Here is a 15,095-nt window from a genome sequence, read left to right on the forward strand (position 1 = left end):
GGAAGGAGTGAAAATGGGCGGTTTGCTGAGCGGCCGGATCTGCCGGCTCGGCGGGGACATCGAACTGGATGAGCGCGTGAGCTGGTGCCCGCCTGGCGTACAGCGTGCGCAAGCGGTGAACTGCTACTTGATCAAGGGGCCGTCCGGTTCAGTGCTGGTGGACACCGGGATTCGCCTTCACCAGGAAGGCATCATCGAACAGCTCGACCGGCTGCTGTCACCCGGAGAGCCACTATCCATTGTCCTCACCAGGACAGAAATGGAATGCTGCCTCAACATCCCGGCCATCGAGGAACACTTTGCGGTTGGCGCGGTCTGGTACACGGGCGGAATCACCGTGCCCCGTTCGAAGGCCGAATCCAAGCGGATTGCCGTGGATCCGGGGACGTCGATCCGCGTAGAAGTGCAGGACGGCGTCGTCGTCGAACTCGTGTCGCCGCTCCTCCGGCTCCTGCCGACCCTCTGGGTGTTCGATCCGGAATCGGGCGCGCTGCTGACCTCGGATGCGTTCACGCACGGCGGGAGTGCCAAGCCGGAGACCCGCGAGGGGCTCCGGAAATTCCGCTGGTTCACAGGGGCAGATACCGGGCCGATCGCCAGGAACGTTGCCGACATCTTCCGGGACCGCGATGTCCGCGCCGTCGGGCCCGGCTACGGGACACCCTTTGTGGGCAGGGACCTGTGCCTTGAGCAGGCACAGCAGCTGGCGCGGGCAATCGAGGAAGTCGGGATCCAGAGAGTGAGAGTCCAGTGAAGCACGACGCAGTCGAACTCCGATGGCTTGCCGACGGAACCTATTGGCTGGGTGGCTGCCTGTCGGCCAACGCCCAGGGGCAGGAAGTCCACTATCACGTCTCCTCCTACCTGGTGGTGGGCTCCAAAGCGACGCTCTTGGTGGACACGGGGGATCCGGCTCACCGCGCCCTCCTTCTCGCCCAGCTTGAATTGGTTCTCGGTGAACGTCCCCTGGATTATGTGTTCCCGACCCATCCCGAGATCCCGCACGCCGGCAACCTGCCTGCCCTGCTGGACAAGTATCCCGGGGCGCTCGTAGTGGGGGATGTCCGTGACTACCACCTGCATTTCCCCGAATACAGCTCCAGGTTCCGGACACAGGCGGCCGGAAGCCGGATCGATCTTGGCAATCGGGAGTTCCGCTTCCTTCCGGCCTTCATCCGGGACCTGGAGAACACTCTCTGGGGCCACGACGACGGCGCCCGGATGATGTTCGTTTCGGACGGCTTCTCCTTTATCCACGATGTCCCCGCAGCGCGTGGAGACGGGGAAGCAGAGGACGACGACGAACCGGTCCACCTTCCCGGCCAATGCCGCCTGTTGTCTGGCGAGATGCCGGAACCTCCCACCGTGGACCAAGCGGCGTATGGCACCGGGAGGGCTCTCTACTGGACGAAGTTCGTGGATGTCAGTGATGCCTTCGAGGCGATCGAAGCGGTACTGGACACGCTTCCCACGAAACTGATCGGCCCGGCCCACGGCAACGTGATCGACGACGTCGACGGAATGCTCAGGACGTCATTGGCCGCGCACAGGAGGGTCTATGCGGAAGGCCGCTGATTGCATAGTGAAGTTCAGTTCAATATAATGAATTCTAGAATTCGACGCTTCGATTGATAGCGACGAACGGCAAGGAGTGAGTCAATGCGAGACCTCATTGGATACGGGGAAAACCCCCCGGTCGTGACGTGGCCGAATGGTGCCAAGGTGGCCATCTCCATGGTCATCAACTACGAGGAAGGCGCGGAGAGCTCCATAGAAGCCGGTGATGAAAGCGATGAAGACGTCACGATTTTCGGTGGATGGTCTTCGGACCCGGGCCGGCGGAGCCTGATGAAGGAATCCTTCTTCGAGTACGGCAGCAGGGTAGGCATCTGGCGCTTTCTGGCTTTGCTCCGGGACTACAACGTGCCCGCGACATTCATGGCGTGCGGTGTAGCCCTGGAGCGAAACCCGGAGGCCGCCCAGGCGATCGTGCGCGATGGACACGAGATTTGCGCGCACGGCTACAAATGGCGGGGAACCGTCGGAATGACTCCGGCCGAGGAACTGGCCGAAATCCGGGCCTGCGTCGCGGCGATCGAGGGAGTCTCGGGTGTCCGGCCCGTGGGTTGGTACGTCCGCGAAGGAATCACGGAAAATACCCGTGCGATCCTCAAGGACGAGGGCTTTCTCTATGACTCCAATTCCTACGCGGATGACCTGCCGTATTTTGTCTCCGCCGGGGAAGCCCGCCACCTTGTGGTCCCTTACTCAGGCGACACGAACGACGCGAGGTTTTGGGGTCCCGGAAGCCTCGGGACAGCGGATGACTTCTTCAATGTACTGAAGGACAGCCTCGACTGCCTTCTGATCGAAGGGGAAACCGTGCCCAGGATGATGTCCGTGGGAGTGCACTTGCGCATCGGGGGGCGGCCCAGCGTGGCCTTGGGCGTCAGGCGCTTCCTGGAGTATGCCCGTGCCCGGAACGACGTTTGGTTCGCCACTAGGGAGGAAATTGCCCGGTGGTGGATCGCCAACCCGCCTGCCGCCGGTCAGCTCGAACCAGCGTACGAAGGCCGCGCGTGACGACGTCGATGCCGGGAGGACGGACTCCAATGGCCACTGACATTTCGCGCTTGGTCCACAACGTGGATGAGCAAGGCTTCACGGCGTTGGAGAAGACGGGATTGCGCGGACAAAGGGACCAGGGGCTCGTCTCTACGCTCATCTCGCGTGACCTGAGCGGCTCCGACGACCTCTGCGTCAGTTGGGGCAGGATCCTCCCCGGGCAACATCACCTGTGCCATCACCACCCCGATGCCTCCGAGTTCTACGTGGTCATCTCGGGCGAGCCCCTCGTCCATCTGGGCGACACCGAGTACCGGGCCAAGCCTGGCGATGGCATCTACATTCCCCGCGGCACCACCCATGGCATAACCAACGACGGCGACGAAGACGTCAACCTTGTTGTCGGCGTCAGCAAGCCCGCCGACTGGCAGTTCGTGGCGGACGAGTGATGGCGGCGTCGCTGGTCCGGCAGGTCGGACTCATCACGGCCGAGCCGACGCCCACGCTGTTGTCCGTGGTTGCCTACCGAAACCTGGATTTCGTGGTCCTCGACGCAGAGCAGACAACATTGACCTTGCAGCAATGCGCGGATGCGGTCCAGCGACTGTCGGGCGCCAACACCCGGGTGGCCGTCCGTGTCCCCGACCTCGACGACATGACCTTGGTGGCGTTCGCGAACACGGGCGTGGACGAGATTGTGCTCCCCAGGGTGCGGCATCCGAAGGAACTTGAAAGGGCCTATCGGGCGACGAGGTTCAGCCCTTATGGGTTCCGGCCGAAACAGGCTTCGTTCGCCTCGGCGTTTGGTGCGGACTATTCGCTGGAGCCCCGGCTGACGGTCCTTTTTGAGACGGTGGAAGCCGTCGACGCGGTCGCAGACTTCGTCGCGTTGGAGTGTTTCGACGGCGGCTGGGTTGGCCCCACGGACCTGGCCGGCGAACTGATGAAACAGGGGAGGCCCGGGGCGGTCGCTCTTGAGGAGTCCGTCCAGCGCGTCGTCGACGTCCTCGGCGCCGCCGGCCAAAGCGTGGGCCTTCCTGCCGCGGACATTGCCAGTGCCGGCGATGTCCACGCCCGGGGCGCCGATCGCGCCGCGGTGTACTGGGAGCGTGAGCTCGCCTCGATGATCGCGCAGCTGGCTGATGCCGTCGCTCCGGAGACCCGGGTGACGAGGTGTGACTCCCTGTGAAAATAACCGCGTGGTTCTTCTGCAGCGATGCCGATGCTGGCATGCTGTGACGATGAAGAAGGGCTCGACGCCGGAGGATCCAGCCAGGATTCTTCGTTTAGTTGACGAGTCTTCGATATACTGATGAGTGCTGGAACACTGAGGAGCCGTATTGGGAAGCACGGAAGTTGTTAAAGTCGACGACGATGACACTCTGCACCGCAACCTGTGGATCACCCACTTGGGGGCCATGCTCAAGGAACAGCGTGCCGGGCGATTCACAGTCGAGGAATTGGCGGACCGGGCCGGCGTCAGCGCCGGACTGATCAGCCAGATCGAGCGCGGCATCGGTAATCCGTCATTCGCCACGCTCCTTCGCCTCGCCAATTCCCTCGGTGTGCCGTTGGCGAGCATGTTTACCGACCCCAGCGAGACGCAGAACCACATGCTGGTGCGCCGGGCCGATCGCCGCCGCATCGAGATTCCTTCGCAGGGAATCGTCATGGAACTGATCGTGCCGGATGCGGACCGGAAGCTTGGCGTCATCAACATGACCATCCCCGCGCATTTCGACGGCGCGGAGGTTCCGCATTCGCACGAGGGCGAGGAGTGCGTCGTGGTCCAGACCGGCACCCTCGTGGCGAGTGTTGGCGGGCAGGAGTTCACCTTGGGCGAGGGCGACAGCCTGACCTATGATGCCACGCTGCCGCATTGGTGGAGCAACCTCACGGACACCGCGGCCGTCATGGTGGCGATCTCGACGCCGCCGTCGCTGGGCAAATCGCATTGATCAGCCGCCCGCCCGGCCCGTCGTCCCGTTTGGGAATGCTCGTGCCGTCGTCGAACTCGAACGCGGAGTCCCTGACAGCCGACATCCTGGCCGGATCGCCCGACGTCGGCGTCCACTACAGCCGCTTCCGGCTCCCGGCGGACCTCGATGACCGCATCGATGCGACGGTTCTCGGCGACGCGCCGTCACTGCTCAGCGATGCTGAGCTGGATGCCATCGCGTTCCATGGAACGTCGGGATCCTGGACCGGCCTCGAAGGCGACCGGGCACTCGCCGAATCATTGACGCAGGCCACCGGCGCGCCAGCCACCACGGCGTCCCTCGCGCTCGTGGCCGCCCTGGAAGCGCTCGACGCCGGCCGGGTCGCCGTCGTTTTTCCCGGCCCCGCGGGCATCGTGGCACTCATTGAACGTGAGTACGCAGCCAGCGGCCTGGAAGTAGTCCGTTCCTCGGTGCCCGCGACGTCGATGTCCAATCCGGAGATCTCGCGGATGTCCAGCACCGAAATCGGCGCGCTCATGAAGCCGGCCTTTGGTTCCGACGTGGACGCGGTGGTCTGTATCGGGACGAACCTTCGCTCCGCCTATCTTGCGGCCGGCTTCGAATCCGAATTCGGCGTGCCCGTGGTCGACAGCGCAACAGCCACGCTGTGGCATCTCCTCCGGCTGGCCGGAACTGCGCGCCCGATCCCTGGTTGGGGCGCGCTGCTCGCTAGGGCCTAGGGCTCGTCTTCAGCAGCCAGGCCTGGATGATCTGCGATCGCGTCGCAATCCACGCTTGGTTTTTGCCCGCGTGGGACAAGAACGCATCCAGGGCGGCGGCGTAGGCAGGCCGGCCAATGAGGCGCGGGTGCAAGCCCACGTTCATGACGGACGGGCCGTGCCGGCTGTCAGTGAGCATCATGTCGAGCGTGCCGCACAAGTGGCGCGCGAACGCGGTGGCCGTGGGGAACTGCCTGAAGAGGCCCGAGTCGTTGGTGTCACCGGCGTAGGGCAGCACGGGCAACCCTGTTCCGTCCTTCCCCGCCTTGTCCATCCCGGTTCCGGAGTGCGGCAAGTCATCGTTGAAGCTATTGGACTCGTACATGAATCCAGCGGCGGCGAGAATGTCCCGCGTGCCAGGGTTGAGTCCGTCGCGGGAGTACCAGCTGGTCGGCGGAACGCCGGTGCTCCGGGCGATGGAGTCGCGGGAAGCGGTAATGAGCGCGCGCTCCTCCTCGGGAGCGAGCCCGGCGTGGGTATCCCAGTTGTAACCGTGGTCGGCAATTTCGTGGCCGTCCCTGACGAGCGCAGCAGCGATCTGCGGGTTTTGCTCAAGCGCCGTGGCGCAGCAGAAAGCCGTTGCCCTCGCGTCGTGGCGCCTCAGAATGCGCAACACGCGCCAGATGCCTGCCCGTGATCCGTATTCGAAAGCGGATTCCAGCGTGAGGTTCCGGACCGTGGGGTGGGCGGGGTGCTTGATCCAGTGGGCTCCAAGATCGTCCGCTGGGCCCCCGCGGGCGATGCTGCGCTCCGCTCCATCTTCGACATTGATCACCAGGGACACGGCAACGCGTGCATCCCCAGGCCAGCGGAACTCCGGTGGATGCTCGCCGTAGCCCACGAAATCCCGGGAGGTGGAGGGGACTGGCACTGTGGAATCTCCTCTGCGCTTTTTCTCTGTGGTTATAGTGAAGATACTTCGATATCATGAACGTAATCGATAGGGAGTCGAATGTCTACGCTCATCCACGGTGGCACCGTAGTGCCAGGCACAGGCACTACGGTGCTCGAAACGGGAGCAGTGATCCTGCGCCGCGGTCGCGTCGCCGACGTTCTCGAGCGTTGGGATCGCGATCAAGCGTTCGACGGCGAGATGATCGATGCGGGCGGATGCGTCGTGATGCCTGGTCTCATCAATAGCCACGTCCACGGCGTGACTCCCGGGCCACTCATGCCCAGCGGCGCCCCTGCGCTGCCCGACGACGAGTGGCTGGCGAATCTTGACCGCCACCTTCTTGCGGGAACCACCACAGTGCTGAACCTTTGCGGTTTCTGCACCATGGACCATGTCCGGGAAGCCGACAGCCGCCATGCGGTCCATGTCCGCGGAGCAACGACGTATTTGCCCGAGGCTGAGCGGGCCGCACGACTGGCTGACGGCAGGGGACTGCCCGCCCAGGCCGGCCAGAGCACGGTGGAGAAGATGCTCGACGACGGTGCGATCGCGATCGGCGAGCTCGGCGGCGGACAAACCCTCGGCGGGGGAGGGCAGGACCTGAGCTATATCCCCCGCGCCATCGAAAAGGCGAGCGGCGTGCGCGTGCACTCGGCGCAGGCCCGGCGGATGAAGGAAGCCGTCCTTGGCCGCTTCATCGATCCCGAGGCTTGCGACATGGCCGAACTGCGCGCCGCGGCCGCCGATGCCGGCTTGGAAGGACACATCGGCCTCGTCGAATTGCGGAATATCATCGCGGATTCCGTGTTGCCTTCCATCGAGCCAGCACTCAACGGCATCCGGGAGGGCGTCCAGGCCGCGGCTCGGTTCGGCGTCCCGGCGATTGTGCACAGTGCAGCCGCGACAGCCCGGGTCATGCGCGAACTCATGGACGGGGCACCACGGGCCACGGCAGGCGGGTCGAAGGCGAGTGTCATTGCCTCGCACGCCAACCACCCCTCGCACACCCCCGCGGAGGCGCTTGCGCTGGCCAAGCTCGGCAGGGACCATGGTTGGCCGGCCGAAGTCTCGGTTTTCGACCTCCTGCACCGCAAACAGACCGTGACCACGCGGGAGCACTGGGATGTTCTGCTGCAGGAGCCCGGGCTGGTAGATGTCCTCGCCACGGACTACGGCCACGAGGGCCACCACGATGAATTGATCTCGGCCGTGCAGGATGTGGCCGAGCATGGCTACAGAACCTTGGCCGGAGCAGTGGCCATGGCAACATCCGCTGTGACCGGGTTGATTCCGGGGATTGCGCCGAACGGCGGGCGGATTGAAACGGGACGGGATGCCGACGTCGTCGTCGCCAGCGCCGAAGACTTCCGCGACGTACGGTTCGTCTTCGTCGGCGGCGTCTGCGTGGTGCGGGACGGTCGGCTGACTCCGGCGGCGCACCGGTGAACGGGCCCTTGACTCCAGAGCAGTCCGCGCGACTCATCGAGCTGGTTGGCGAGGCCATCCAGCGGGAGGACGCGGCCGCCGTCGAACGCTCATTCAATGACTTTCAGCGCGGCATGGCCGCGTTGAGGGCCGATTTCGACCCCCGACGTTTGCAGGAAGCCCCTGGAGGAGGCGCGAATGACTGAAGCATGGGAACTGGGAATCACGGAGGCGTCCGGGCTCCTGCGCCGCGGCGAACTTTCGGCGGCCGAGCTCGTGGAATCCGTCATCGGGCGGCTCGAAGCCACTGAAGATTCAGTGCATGCGTGGGTCCACGTCGACCGGCTAGGCGCCCGAAACGCGGCCCGCGCCGCCGACGATAGCGTGGCGCGCGGAGAGTTTCTCGGACCGCTCCACGGGATTCCGCTTGGTGTGAAGGACGTCATCGGCGTGCGCGGGATGCCGGCTGAAGGCGGGTCCCTGGCGCTCAGGGGCCGCGTTGCTTCCGACGACGCCGGTGTGGTGAGGCACTTGCGGCGGAACGGGGCAGTGATCCTGGGCAAGACGGTGACCCATGAGTTCGCCTTCGGACAAGGGACCCCGCCGTCGAAAAATCCCTGGGGTGCGGAGCGCTACGCCGGCGGGTCCAGCATCGGTTCGGGAGTGGCCGTGGCCGTCGGGAGCGCACCGGGCGCCCTGGGCACGGATACCGGTGGATCGGTGCGGAATCCGGCGTCGGTCAACGGGCTGGTGGGCCTCAAAGCCACGGCCGGACTGGTGGACGGTTCGGGCGTTCTCAACGTCAGCCATACCCTCGACCACATCGGTCCGATCACTCGAAGCGTGTCGGATTGTGCGGTGCTGCTCCAAGGCATGCTGGAGCCCGCGACGGCGGCACGCCTTCAGGAGATGGTGCTCCCCGAGGCGATGCCGGCCCCGACCCGGGTGGCGGTGGATCGTGGCGCTTGGGCCGAGTGGGAGGTCACGCCGGAAGTGGCTGCGGTCCTTGAGCAGGCTCTGATGGTTTTGCAAGGACTCGGGGTGGAGCTTGTTGAGGTGTCCCTCCCGGAACTGAAGATGGCCCTGCCGGCGAGCTTGGCGATTGCGCTGTCCGAATCGGTTGAACACCATCGCGAACTATTGGCCGGAAGCGCTGACAAGTATCTCCGCGGAACCCGCGTGATGATCGAAACCGGCGCCTTGGTGCCGCGAGAAGACGTCCAGTTGGCGCATCAAGTGCGCTCGTATCTTCGCGCCTCCCTGCGGACTGCCATGGACAACGCAGGAGTCCAGGCTTTGGTGTCCCCGACGCTGCCGTCCATCGCGCCGATCGAAGCGGACATGTCCCATTCGCTGACCGGCTCAACGGGGAAGGATTCCCTCTCCAGTGCGCTCATGATGCTCTCGCCGGCCAACCTCACCGGAATGCCCGGACTCAGCATCCCGTGCGGATTTGCCGGAGGACAGCCGGTGGGGATGCATTTCCTGGGACGGGAATTCGCGGAGGCGGATCTCTTGGGCATCGCCCACGTCTATGAGAAACACACCTCGTGGCATGCCAAGGTGCCGGTACGCCGCTGAGCCGTAGTAGCCGTGAACTTTGTCACATAAGCTACTAGGAGAGTAGGAAGAGGTTGGCAGTGCATCCAGAGTCGCGTGGCTTGCGATTTTTCGGCGCGCGCTGGAAGGCCCGGCCCCTTGCCTCCCAGATTCTGGTGTGGTTGCTCTGCATCCTCTTTGTGACAGTCACTCTGGGCGCGCTTCTTTACACCCAGATCAGCAACCAGACCCTCGAAGACCAGTACAGGCTCCGGGCGCTGGGAATCGCCACGACGGTGGCGCAAATGCCGGAAATCGTGACGTCGCTGGGGAACGGAGATCCCACGCACTCGATTCAGGCGATCGCGAGCAAGGTCCAGTCCCAGGCACAGCCGGACTACGTCGTGGTCACCGATCGGAAAGGTGTCCGGTACTCCCACCCGAATCCAAACCTCATCGGGCAGACCCTGGAAGAACCCGTCGCGGTCCTTGACGGGCAGACCCACGTGGGAATAGACAAAGGCAGCCTTGGCGACTCAGTCAACGCCAAGGCGCCGGTGCGCGCGGCGGACGGGACCGTCGTCGGGCAGGTCTCGGTGGGAATCCTGGAGACCACGGAAAGCAGCGAACTCACCAAGCAGGTGCTGCTGATCGCCGGCTATTCAGCCGTGGTGCTCGTGATCAGTGCCATGGGTTCGGCCCTTCTGGCGCGCCGAATCAAGCGGGTCACCTTCGATCTCGAACCGGTGGAGATTGCGTCCCTCCTGCAAGAGCGCGAAGCCTTGCTGCACGGCATCCGCGAGGCGATGATCGGCTTCGACGACGACGGCCGGGTCACCGTCATCAACTCCGAGGCACGCTCCCTGCTGCATCTCGAAGAAAACGTGCTGGGAGAGAAGATCGAGGATCTTCTGCCGCCGGGACGGCTTCGTTCCCTCCTGACGGGTGAGATCAGCGGAACGGACCAGATCGTGATCACCGAGGACGCCTTGCTGGTGGTGAACCGGATGTCCGTTGCCTTGGCTGGAAGGAGCATAGGCTCGGTGGTCACATTGCGTGACCGTACCGAGGTTGAGGGCCTCGTCCGTGATCTTCGCTCCGTCGAAGGCCTGATGGAAGCCTTGCGCGCACAGGAGCATGAGTACGCCAACCGTCTCCACGTGGTGGACGGACTCCTGGAGCTTGGAGATGTGGACCAGGCGCGGAATTTCGTATCGCGGATTTCGGACACCTCGCGCTCACTTGGCGAAGGACTGCGCTCGCGGATCGAGCCGCCGGAGCTCGCGGCGCTGCTGCTCGCGAAAATCACCGTGGCTGCCGAGCAGGATGTGGAAATCTCGGTGACCGACGACTCCCAGCTGCGCCAACCGTTCCTTGAAACGCAAGCACTGCTGACGATCGTCGGGAACCTCCTGGACAACGCCGTCGAGATCCTCGCGGAGCAACCCACACCCCGTGAGGTGACCATCCAACTGGACGACTCCTCGGGCATTTTCATTTGCGTGACCGACAATGGGCCCGGTGTTCCTGCAGAATTGGTGGGCACGATCACCGCGGACGGTTTCACCACCAAAGAACCGCGGCCGGGAATGCGCCGCGGGATAGGCCTTGCGCTGGTGAGCCGGATCGTTCACCGTGCGGGAGGAACCATGGATGTTTTCCCCGGGCCCGGGGGACGCTTTGAAATCTGGTTACCGGAACCGCGTTTGGAATCCGAAACCCCGGTCATGACAGGAAAATCGATCGAATGATCCGCACCTTGGTGGTCGACGACGACTTCCGCGTAGCGCGCATCCACGCCAGCCGCGTGGCCAAAATCGAGGGATACGAATGCGTCGGCGAGGCACACACTGCGGCGGAGGCCAGGGAAGCCGTGCAGCGGCTCAAACCGGACCTTCTTCTGCTGGATGTCTACCTCCCCGATGAAGACGGCATCAGTTTACTGCGGTCCCTTCAGGGAGCCGGCGAAAAGCTCGACGCCGTCATGATCACCGCCGCCCGGGACCTTGAGACCGTGCGGGCCGCCATGCGCGGGGGAGCGGTGTACTACCTCGTCAAACCTTTCGGCTTCGAGCAGCTGCAAACCCAACTCGAGGCCTATCGGCGCTGGCGGCAGGAAGCGGAGTCCCGGACCGTGGCCGACCAGGCGACCGTGGACCAGCTCTTCAGCCTGCGCCGGACGGCTCCCCCTGCGAAAGCACCCCGGCGCCTGCCGCCCACCATGCAAAAAGTCCTCGACATGGTGGTTCACTCCACGGAGCCTTTGGGTGCCTCGGAGATTGCCGGCAGCGTCGGCATCAGCCGCCCGACGGCCCAGCGCTATCTCAGCGAACTCGAACGCAAAGGACTAGTTGACCTGCATTTGGCCTACGGTTCGACGGGCCGCCCGGTGAACACGTATCTGCCGCGCAAGGGGTGAGGGCTGGCGGCGGGATATGCTGCAGACGCGGAGCACGCTCCGCTGAGCCGGCGTCCAGCGCCGTTGTGGGGATTTTGGGGGACGAAAAGTGAAATCTCGGAGCCTGGCCGTCGTGGCCGCGACGGCGTTCGCCTATCTGGGCGCTGTGCCTGCGATGGCGGCACCTTCGGAAGTTCTGGACGTGAGCGGGGTGCCCGTTGGCGTGGTGGTTGGTTCCGACGGCACTGCGTATGTCGGCAACTATGGAGCGGCCGGCGGCATCAGTGTGATACCGCCCGGAGACGCTAAGCCTTCCCGGACTATCACCACGGGAGGATATACCTCCGGCCTGGCATTGGCCCCGGACGGCACCCTGTACGTCGCGGAACGGGACAGCGCCAGCAATCAGTACGACGTGGGCGTTATTCCTGCTGGCGCGAGCGGCGTGGCCCGGAGAATTCCGGTTTCTCCCGGAAGCCATCTGATCGCCGCTGGACCTGATGGGACGATCTATGTTCCGAACCACTCGGAGCACACCGTGTCGGTCATTGCACCGAACGGATCGACCGTGGGCCGGACAGTACCCGTCGGAGCAGGGCCGGTGGAGGTCGCAGTCACGAAGGACGGCACCGCGTTCGTCGCGAACCAAATCGCAGGGACGGTCTCGGTCATTCCTTACGGAGCCAGCGCCGTCTCACGGACCATTCAGGTTAGTTCGACACCCGGCAACACCGAGAACCCCCACGGGATCGCCGCCGGGCCCGACGGAACAATTTACGTCACCAACATCAGTTCCGATCGGGTAGCTGTCATCAAGCCGGACACTGACACGGTCGCGTACCGTATCTTCGTCCCGGGAGGCCCCCAAGAGGCAGCCGTCGGGCAGGACGGAACCCTGTACGTGACCGCTGTCCAGGACCGCGTGCTGTCCGTCGTCCCGCCGGGCGCAGCAGCTGTGGGATCCTCCATTCCCACTGATAAGAACTCCGGCCATCTGGCGGTGGCTCCGGACGGGACGCTCATCGTGACGAGCCCGGGCAAGGGTACCGGCGACGGCTCGGTATCCCGTTACGCCGCGGTTGCCGCGGGCGCAACAACCTCTGCAGCCTCGAAGCCCGCGTCTGCGGCCACCACAGCCAGAACGCAATCCGACGACGGGACTGTCAGCCCCTGGAGCATCATCACTGCAATCGGCGGCGCCGCCGCGATAGTGGCAATCGCCGTCGCAGTCTTCATCGTGGCCTCGGGACGCCGCAAGAGATCCGCCCTTGGCGACGGCGGCAAGCCTCGATCTGCAACCTAGGGGTTGCTCTTTCTTTAGGTTAATGCAACCCTGTAGTTGCAGTAACTGACTGAAAGGAACAGAATCATGACTATGACTGCAAACCAGGCCTCCGTCGTCGATGCCGGCGAGTTCACCGTGAGGCGCACCATCACCATCGCAGCACCAATCGAGAAGGTTTGGGCCGCGATCACCGAAGCCGAGCACATCGCGCGGTGGTTCGGACAGACCGCCGTCCTCGACGACGTCGCCGTCGGCGCCGGCGGTGTCTTCTCTTTCGAAGGATACGGCGCCTTCCCGGTGCGGATCGAGGAGCTCGACCCACCCCGAATGATTGCCTACCGCTGGAGCAACGACGACGCGCGCGGCACCCAGCCCACCGAGGTCGATCCTGACCGTTCGACCGTTTTCCGCTTCACGCTTGAAGCGCTCGACGGCGGAACGCAGCTCACCGTCGTCGAGACCGGTTTCGACACGACGAGCGATCCGGCGTTCAACATGGAGAGCCACCGCCAGGGCTGGGACTCGGAACTCGACGAACTGGCCGCTTATGTCGAGGGTGGGTCGTGACCGCGAGCACCCTGGTTCCCGTGTTCGCCGCGCTCGGCGACGAGACGAGGTGGAGCATCCTGGCTGCCCTCGGCGAGGGCGACGCATCGGCGTCGGCCCTCGCCGGGCGGCTCCCGGTCACCCGGCAAGCGATCGCCAAGCACCTCGCCGTACTGCAGGAAGCCGGACTCGTTGAATCGCTGCGCGTGGGCCGCGAACTGCGCTACAGGGTGCTCGGCTCACAGCTGAGCGAGACGGCACGCAGCCTCGAGCGCATCGGCGCAGAGTGGGACCGCCGCCTGGCCGCGATCAAGCGGATCGCGGAGGGACTGTAATTCTTCGACAACGGGCGCGCCTAAGTTGAGCGTCGGTTGCGCGCTTGGTGCGCCAGTTGGATGAATCCGTAGATGAAGGCGGCCTCGATGAGCACCATCAGTCCGAGCCACAGCAACTCGCCGGTGCCGATGAAGTCGATGATTCCGACGAGGACCAGAACGGTTCCGAGGACCAGCGTGTAGACGGCGAAACCAAAGGCCACCCTTGCGCTCCGCACGCCCGTCTGGAAGCCAAAACCCAAGGGTTCTCCTCCCGGATAGCCCTGGGCGCGATCGTGTCCCGCGGGCTTGAGCCTGTCGAACTCATCCCAAGGATCCTGATCCTGATCGGCCATGGTTCCATTATCCCGCGAATGGCGCGGGGTGGCTTGGGGGCTTCGTCACCGTGTCAGGGCGAGGGCCCCACGCGTCACATTCGGGAAACGCTCGGGAAAGCCCTGAACAATGGGGGCCATGATGCCCGAAGAACTCACCGCTAGCCCGCGGGCCAAGGACACCGTAGCTGCTGGCGATCGACTGCAGAAAGCCGTCGCCCGAGCTTCCGCCTCGAAAGTACCCGAGGTGACCGTCTTGTTCTGGGTAGTGAAGATCCTCACCACCGGGATGGGCGAAACCACGTCCGATTTCCTGGTGCACAGCTTTGAGCCCGAGATCGCTCTGGGCCTCGGATTTGCGGCGTTGGTAATTTCGCTGCTCCTCCAGTTCCGCGTCCGCCGCTACATCCCTTGGGTGTACTGGACCGCCGTTGCGATGGTCAGTGTGTTTGGGACCATGGCTGCGGACGCCGTCCACGTCGGACTTGGCGTCCCCTATCTGGCGTCGACCCTCTTCTTCACCGTGGCTCTCGCTGTTGTCTTCCTGCTCTGGCACCGGAACGAGAAGACCCTTTCCATCCATAGCATCACCACCCGGCGTCGGGAGGCTTTCTACTGGGCCGCTGTGCTGACAACCTTCGCCCTCGGCACGGCTACCGGGGACCTGGCCGCCTACTCGCTGGGCCTCGGTTACCTCGCCTCGGGCATCATGTTCGCGGTTGTCATCGCTGTCCCGGCACTGGCCCACTGGCGTCGCCTGCTGGCGGCGATCCCGGCCTTCTGGTTCGCGTACATCCTGACCCGGCCATTGGGGGCGTCCCTCTCCGACTGGACCGCTGTTTCTCCCGACCGAGGGGGACTCGACTGGGGAACCGGCCCGGTCAGCCTGGCCCTGGCCGCGGCGATAGCGGTCCTGGTCACGTTCCTGACGATCGGTTGGAAGCGAGCCTGCAAGTAGGGCGATCCACTGCAAAACGTATCGTGCTGTTGTTCGTATGTCCTGACATATTTGCGTTAATTCTTCCTCGGGTTAACCCCGGATTCATGGGCCATGACCCACTCCTTCACCTTGCC

At 64.4% G+C, this 15,095-nt stretch carries 18 protein-coding genes; 16 read left to right on the top strand and 2 right to left on the bottom strand.

Annotation, left to right across the window (positions count from 1 at the left end):
* Positions 1 to 13 precede the first annotated feature (13 nt).
* The 7 genes from AB4068_RS03685 to AB4068_RS03715 all read left to right on the top strand — a co-directional run bounded on the left by AB4068_RS03685 (position 14) and on the right by AB4068_RS03715 (position 5,245).
* Positions 14 to 754, top strand: coding sequence for a hypothetical protein (locus AB4068_RS03685; RefSeq protein ID WP_441432701.1), 741 nt, complete (start codon positions 14 to 16; stop codon positions 752 to 754).
* Positions 751 to 1,575, top strand: coding sequence for an MBL fold metallo-hydrolase (locus tag AB4068_RS03690; protein ID WP_441432702.1), 825 nt, complete (start codon positions 751 to 753; stop codon positions 1,573 to 1,575). Before AB4068_RS03685 ends, AB4068_RS03690 begins: the two co-directional genes overlap by 4 nt.
* Before the next feature lie 84 nt (positions 1,576 to 1,659).
* Positions 1,660 to 2,583, top strand: coding sequence for a polysaccharide deacetylase family protein (locus tag AB4068_RS03695; protein WP_441432703.1), 924 nt, complete (start codon positions 1,660 to 1,662; stop codon positions 2,581 to 2,583).
* Between the two features lie 29 nt (positions 2,584 to 2,612).
* Positions 2,613 to 3,014, top strand: a complete 402-nt coding sequence (locus AB4068_RS03700; protein WP_441432704.1) for a cupin domain-containing protein — start codon at positions 2,613 to 2,615, stop codon at positions 3,012 to 3,014.
* Positions 3,014 to 3,754, top strand: a complete 741-nt coding sequence (locus tag AB4068_RS03705) for an aldolase/citrate lyase family protein (RefSeq protein WP_441432705.1) — start codon at positions 3,014 to 3,016, stop codon at positions 3,752 to 3,754. The genes AB4068_RS03700 and AB4068_RS03705 overlap by 1 nt, the downstream gene beginning before the upstream one ends.
* A 151-nt stretch (positions 3,755 to 3,905) precedes the next feature.
* Entirely contained in the window at positions 3,906 to 4,523 is a 618-nt protein-coding gene (locus AB4068_RS03710) for a helix-turn-helix domain-containing protein (protein WP_059388278.1), read from the top strand.
* Positions 4,448 to 5,245 carry a maleate cis-trans isomerase family protein gene (locus AB4068_RS03715; protein ID WP_441432781.1) on the top strand — a complete coding sequence of 266 codons (798 nt, stop codon included), beginning with the start codon at positions 4,448 to 4,450 and terminating at the stop codon, positions 5,243 to 5,245. The genes AB4068_RS03710 and AB4068_RS03715 overlap by 76 nt, the downstream gene beginning before the upstream one ends.
* Here AB4068_RS03715 and AB4068_RS03720 read toward each other — a convergent pair.
* On the bottom strand, positions 5,235 to 6,155 hold the full coding sequence (locus AB4068_RS03720; protein WP_284989446.1) for a polysaccharide deacetylase family protein: 921 nt from the start codon (positions 6,153 to 6,155) through the stop codon (positions 5,235 to 5,237). The genes AB4068_RS03715 and AB4068_RS03720 overlap by 11 nt on opposite strands.
* A gap of 81 nt (positions 6,156 to 6,236) precedes the next feature.
* Between AB4068_RS03720 and AB4068_RS03725 the strand changes: the two genes are divergently transcribed.
* The 8 genes from AB4068_RS03725 to AB4068_RS03760 all read left to right on the top strand — a co-directional run bounded on the left by AB4068_RS03725 (position 6,237) and on the right by AB4068_RS03760 (position 13,707).
* Complete coding sequence (locus AB4068_RS03725; RefSeq protein ID WP_284989447.1) at positions 6,237 to 7,625, top strand: amidohydrolase family protein; 1,389 nt, start codon at positions 6,237 to 6,239, stop codon at positions 7,623 to 7,625.
* An 8-nt stretch (positions 7,626 to 7,633) separates the two neighbouring features.
* Complete coding sequence (locus AB4068_RS03730; protein ID WP_306963828.1) at positions 7,634 to 7,810, top strand: hypothetical protein; 177 nt, start codon at positions 7,634 to 7,636, stop codon at positions 7,808 to 7,810.
* Entirely contained in the window at positions 7,803 to 9,185 is a 1,383-nt protein-coding gene (locus tag AB4068_RS03735; RefSeq protein WP_441432706.1) for an amidase, read from the top strand. Before AB4068_RS03730 ends, AB4068_RS03735 begins: the two co-directional genes overlap by 8 nt.
* A gap of 59 nt (positions 9,186 to 9,244) precedes the next feature.
* Positions 9,245 to 10,894: an ATP-binding protein gene (locus tag AB4068_RS03740; RefSeq protein WP_306972630.1), complete on the top strand. Its 1,650-nt coding sequence runs from the start codon at positions 9,245 to 9,247 to the stop codon at positions 10,892 to 10,894.
* Positions 10,891 to 11,562, top strand: coding sequence for a response regulator (locus AB4068_RS03745; protein WP_059388273.1), 672 nt, complete (start codon positions 10,891 to 10,893; stop codon positions 11,560 to 11,562). Before AB4068_RS03740 ends, AB4068_RS03745 begins: the two co-directional genes overlap by 4 nt.
* An 88-nt stretch (positions 11,563 to 11,650) precedes the next feature.
* On the top strand, positions 11,651 to 12,844 hold the full coding sequence (locus AB4068_RS03750) for a virginiamycin B lyase family protein (RefSeq protein WP_441432707.1): 1,194 nt from the start codon (positions 11,651 to 11,653) through the stop codon (positions 12,842 to 12,844).
* 66 nt (positions 12,845 to 12,910) lie between these two features.
* Positions 12,911 to 13,393: an SRPBCC family protein gene (locus AB4068_RS03755; protein ID WP_059388271.1), complete on the top strand. Its 483-nt coding sequence runs from the start codon at positions 12,911 to 12,913 to the stop codon at positions 13,391 to 13,393.
* A complete protein-coding gene (locus AB4068_RS03760) occupies positions 13,390 to 13,707 on the top strand; it encodes an ArsR/SmtB family transcription factor (RefSeq protein WP_284989456.1) in 318 nt (105 codons plus the stop codon). The genes AB4068_RS03755 and AB4068_RS03760 overlap by 4 nt, the downstream gene beginning before the upstream one ends.
* Before the next feature lie 20 nt (positions 13,708 to 13,727).
* Here the strand turns inward: AB4068_RS03760 and AB4068_RS03765 are convergent, their stop codons facing one another.
* A complete protein-coding gene (locus AB4068_RS03765; protein ID WP_441432708.1) occupies positions 13,728 to 14,042 on the bottom strand; it encodes a hypothetical protein in 315 nt (104 codons plus the stop codon).
* Between the two features lie 118 nt (positions 14,043 to 14,160).
* On the opposite strand from AB4068_RS03765, the gene AB4068_RS03770 reads away from it, so the two are divergent.
* Positions 14,161 to 14,979, top strand: a complete 819-nt coding sequence (locus tag AB4068_RS03770; protein ID WP_441432709.1) for a COG4705 family protein — start codon at positions 14,161 to 14,163, stop codon at positions 14,977 to 14,979.
* The last annotated feature ends 116 nt before the right edge of the window (positions 14,980 to 15,095 follow it).

Origin of the sequence: Arthrobacter sp. 2RAF22, assembly GCF_052115325.1 — a bacterium.
Lineage (GTDB): Bacteria > Actinomycetota > Actinomycetes > Actinomycetales > Micrococcaceae > Arthrobacter.

Coding starts and splice junctions, on each gene's coding strand:
- AB4068_RS03695 (WP_441432703.1), top strand. CDS start 1,660: ATGCGAGACCTCATTGGATACGGGGAAAACCCCCCGGTCGTGACGTGG.
- AB4068_RS03745 (WP_059388273.1), top strand. CDS start 10,891: ATGATCCGCACCTTGGTGGTCGACGACGACTTCCGCGTAGCGCGCATC.
- AB4068_RS03765 (WP_441432708.1), bottom strand. CDS start 14,042: ATGGCCGATCAGGATCAGGATCCTTGGGATGAGTTCGACAGGCTCAAG.
- AB4068_RS03725 (WP_284989447.1), top strand. CDS start 6,237: ATGTCTACGCTCATCCACGGTGGCACCGTAGTGCCAGGCACAGGCACT.
- AB4068_RS03755 (WP_059388271.1), top strand. CDS start 12,911: ATGACTATGACTGCAAACCAGGCCTCCGTCGTCGATGCCGGCGAGTTC.
- AB4068_RS03735 (WP_441432706.1), top strand. CDS start 7,803: ATGACTGAAGCATGGGAACTGGGAATCACGGAGGCGTCCGGGCTCCTG.
- AB4068_RS03770 (WP_441432709.1), top strand. CDS start 14,161: ATGATGCCCGAAGAACTCACCGCTAGCCCGCGGGCCAAGGACACCGTA.
- AB4068_RS03685 (WP_441432701.1), top strand. CDS start 14: ATGGGCGGTTTGCTGAGCGGCCGGATCTGCCGGCTCGGCGGGGACATC.
- AB4068_RS03700 (WP_441432704.1), top strand. CDS start 2,613: ATGGCCACTGACATTTCGCGCTTGGTCCACAACGTGGATGAGCAAGGC.
- AB4068_RS03705 (WP_441432705.1), top strand. CDS start 3,014: ATGGCGGCGTCGCTGGTCCGGCAGGTCGGACTCATCACGGCCGAGCCG.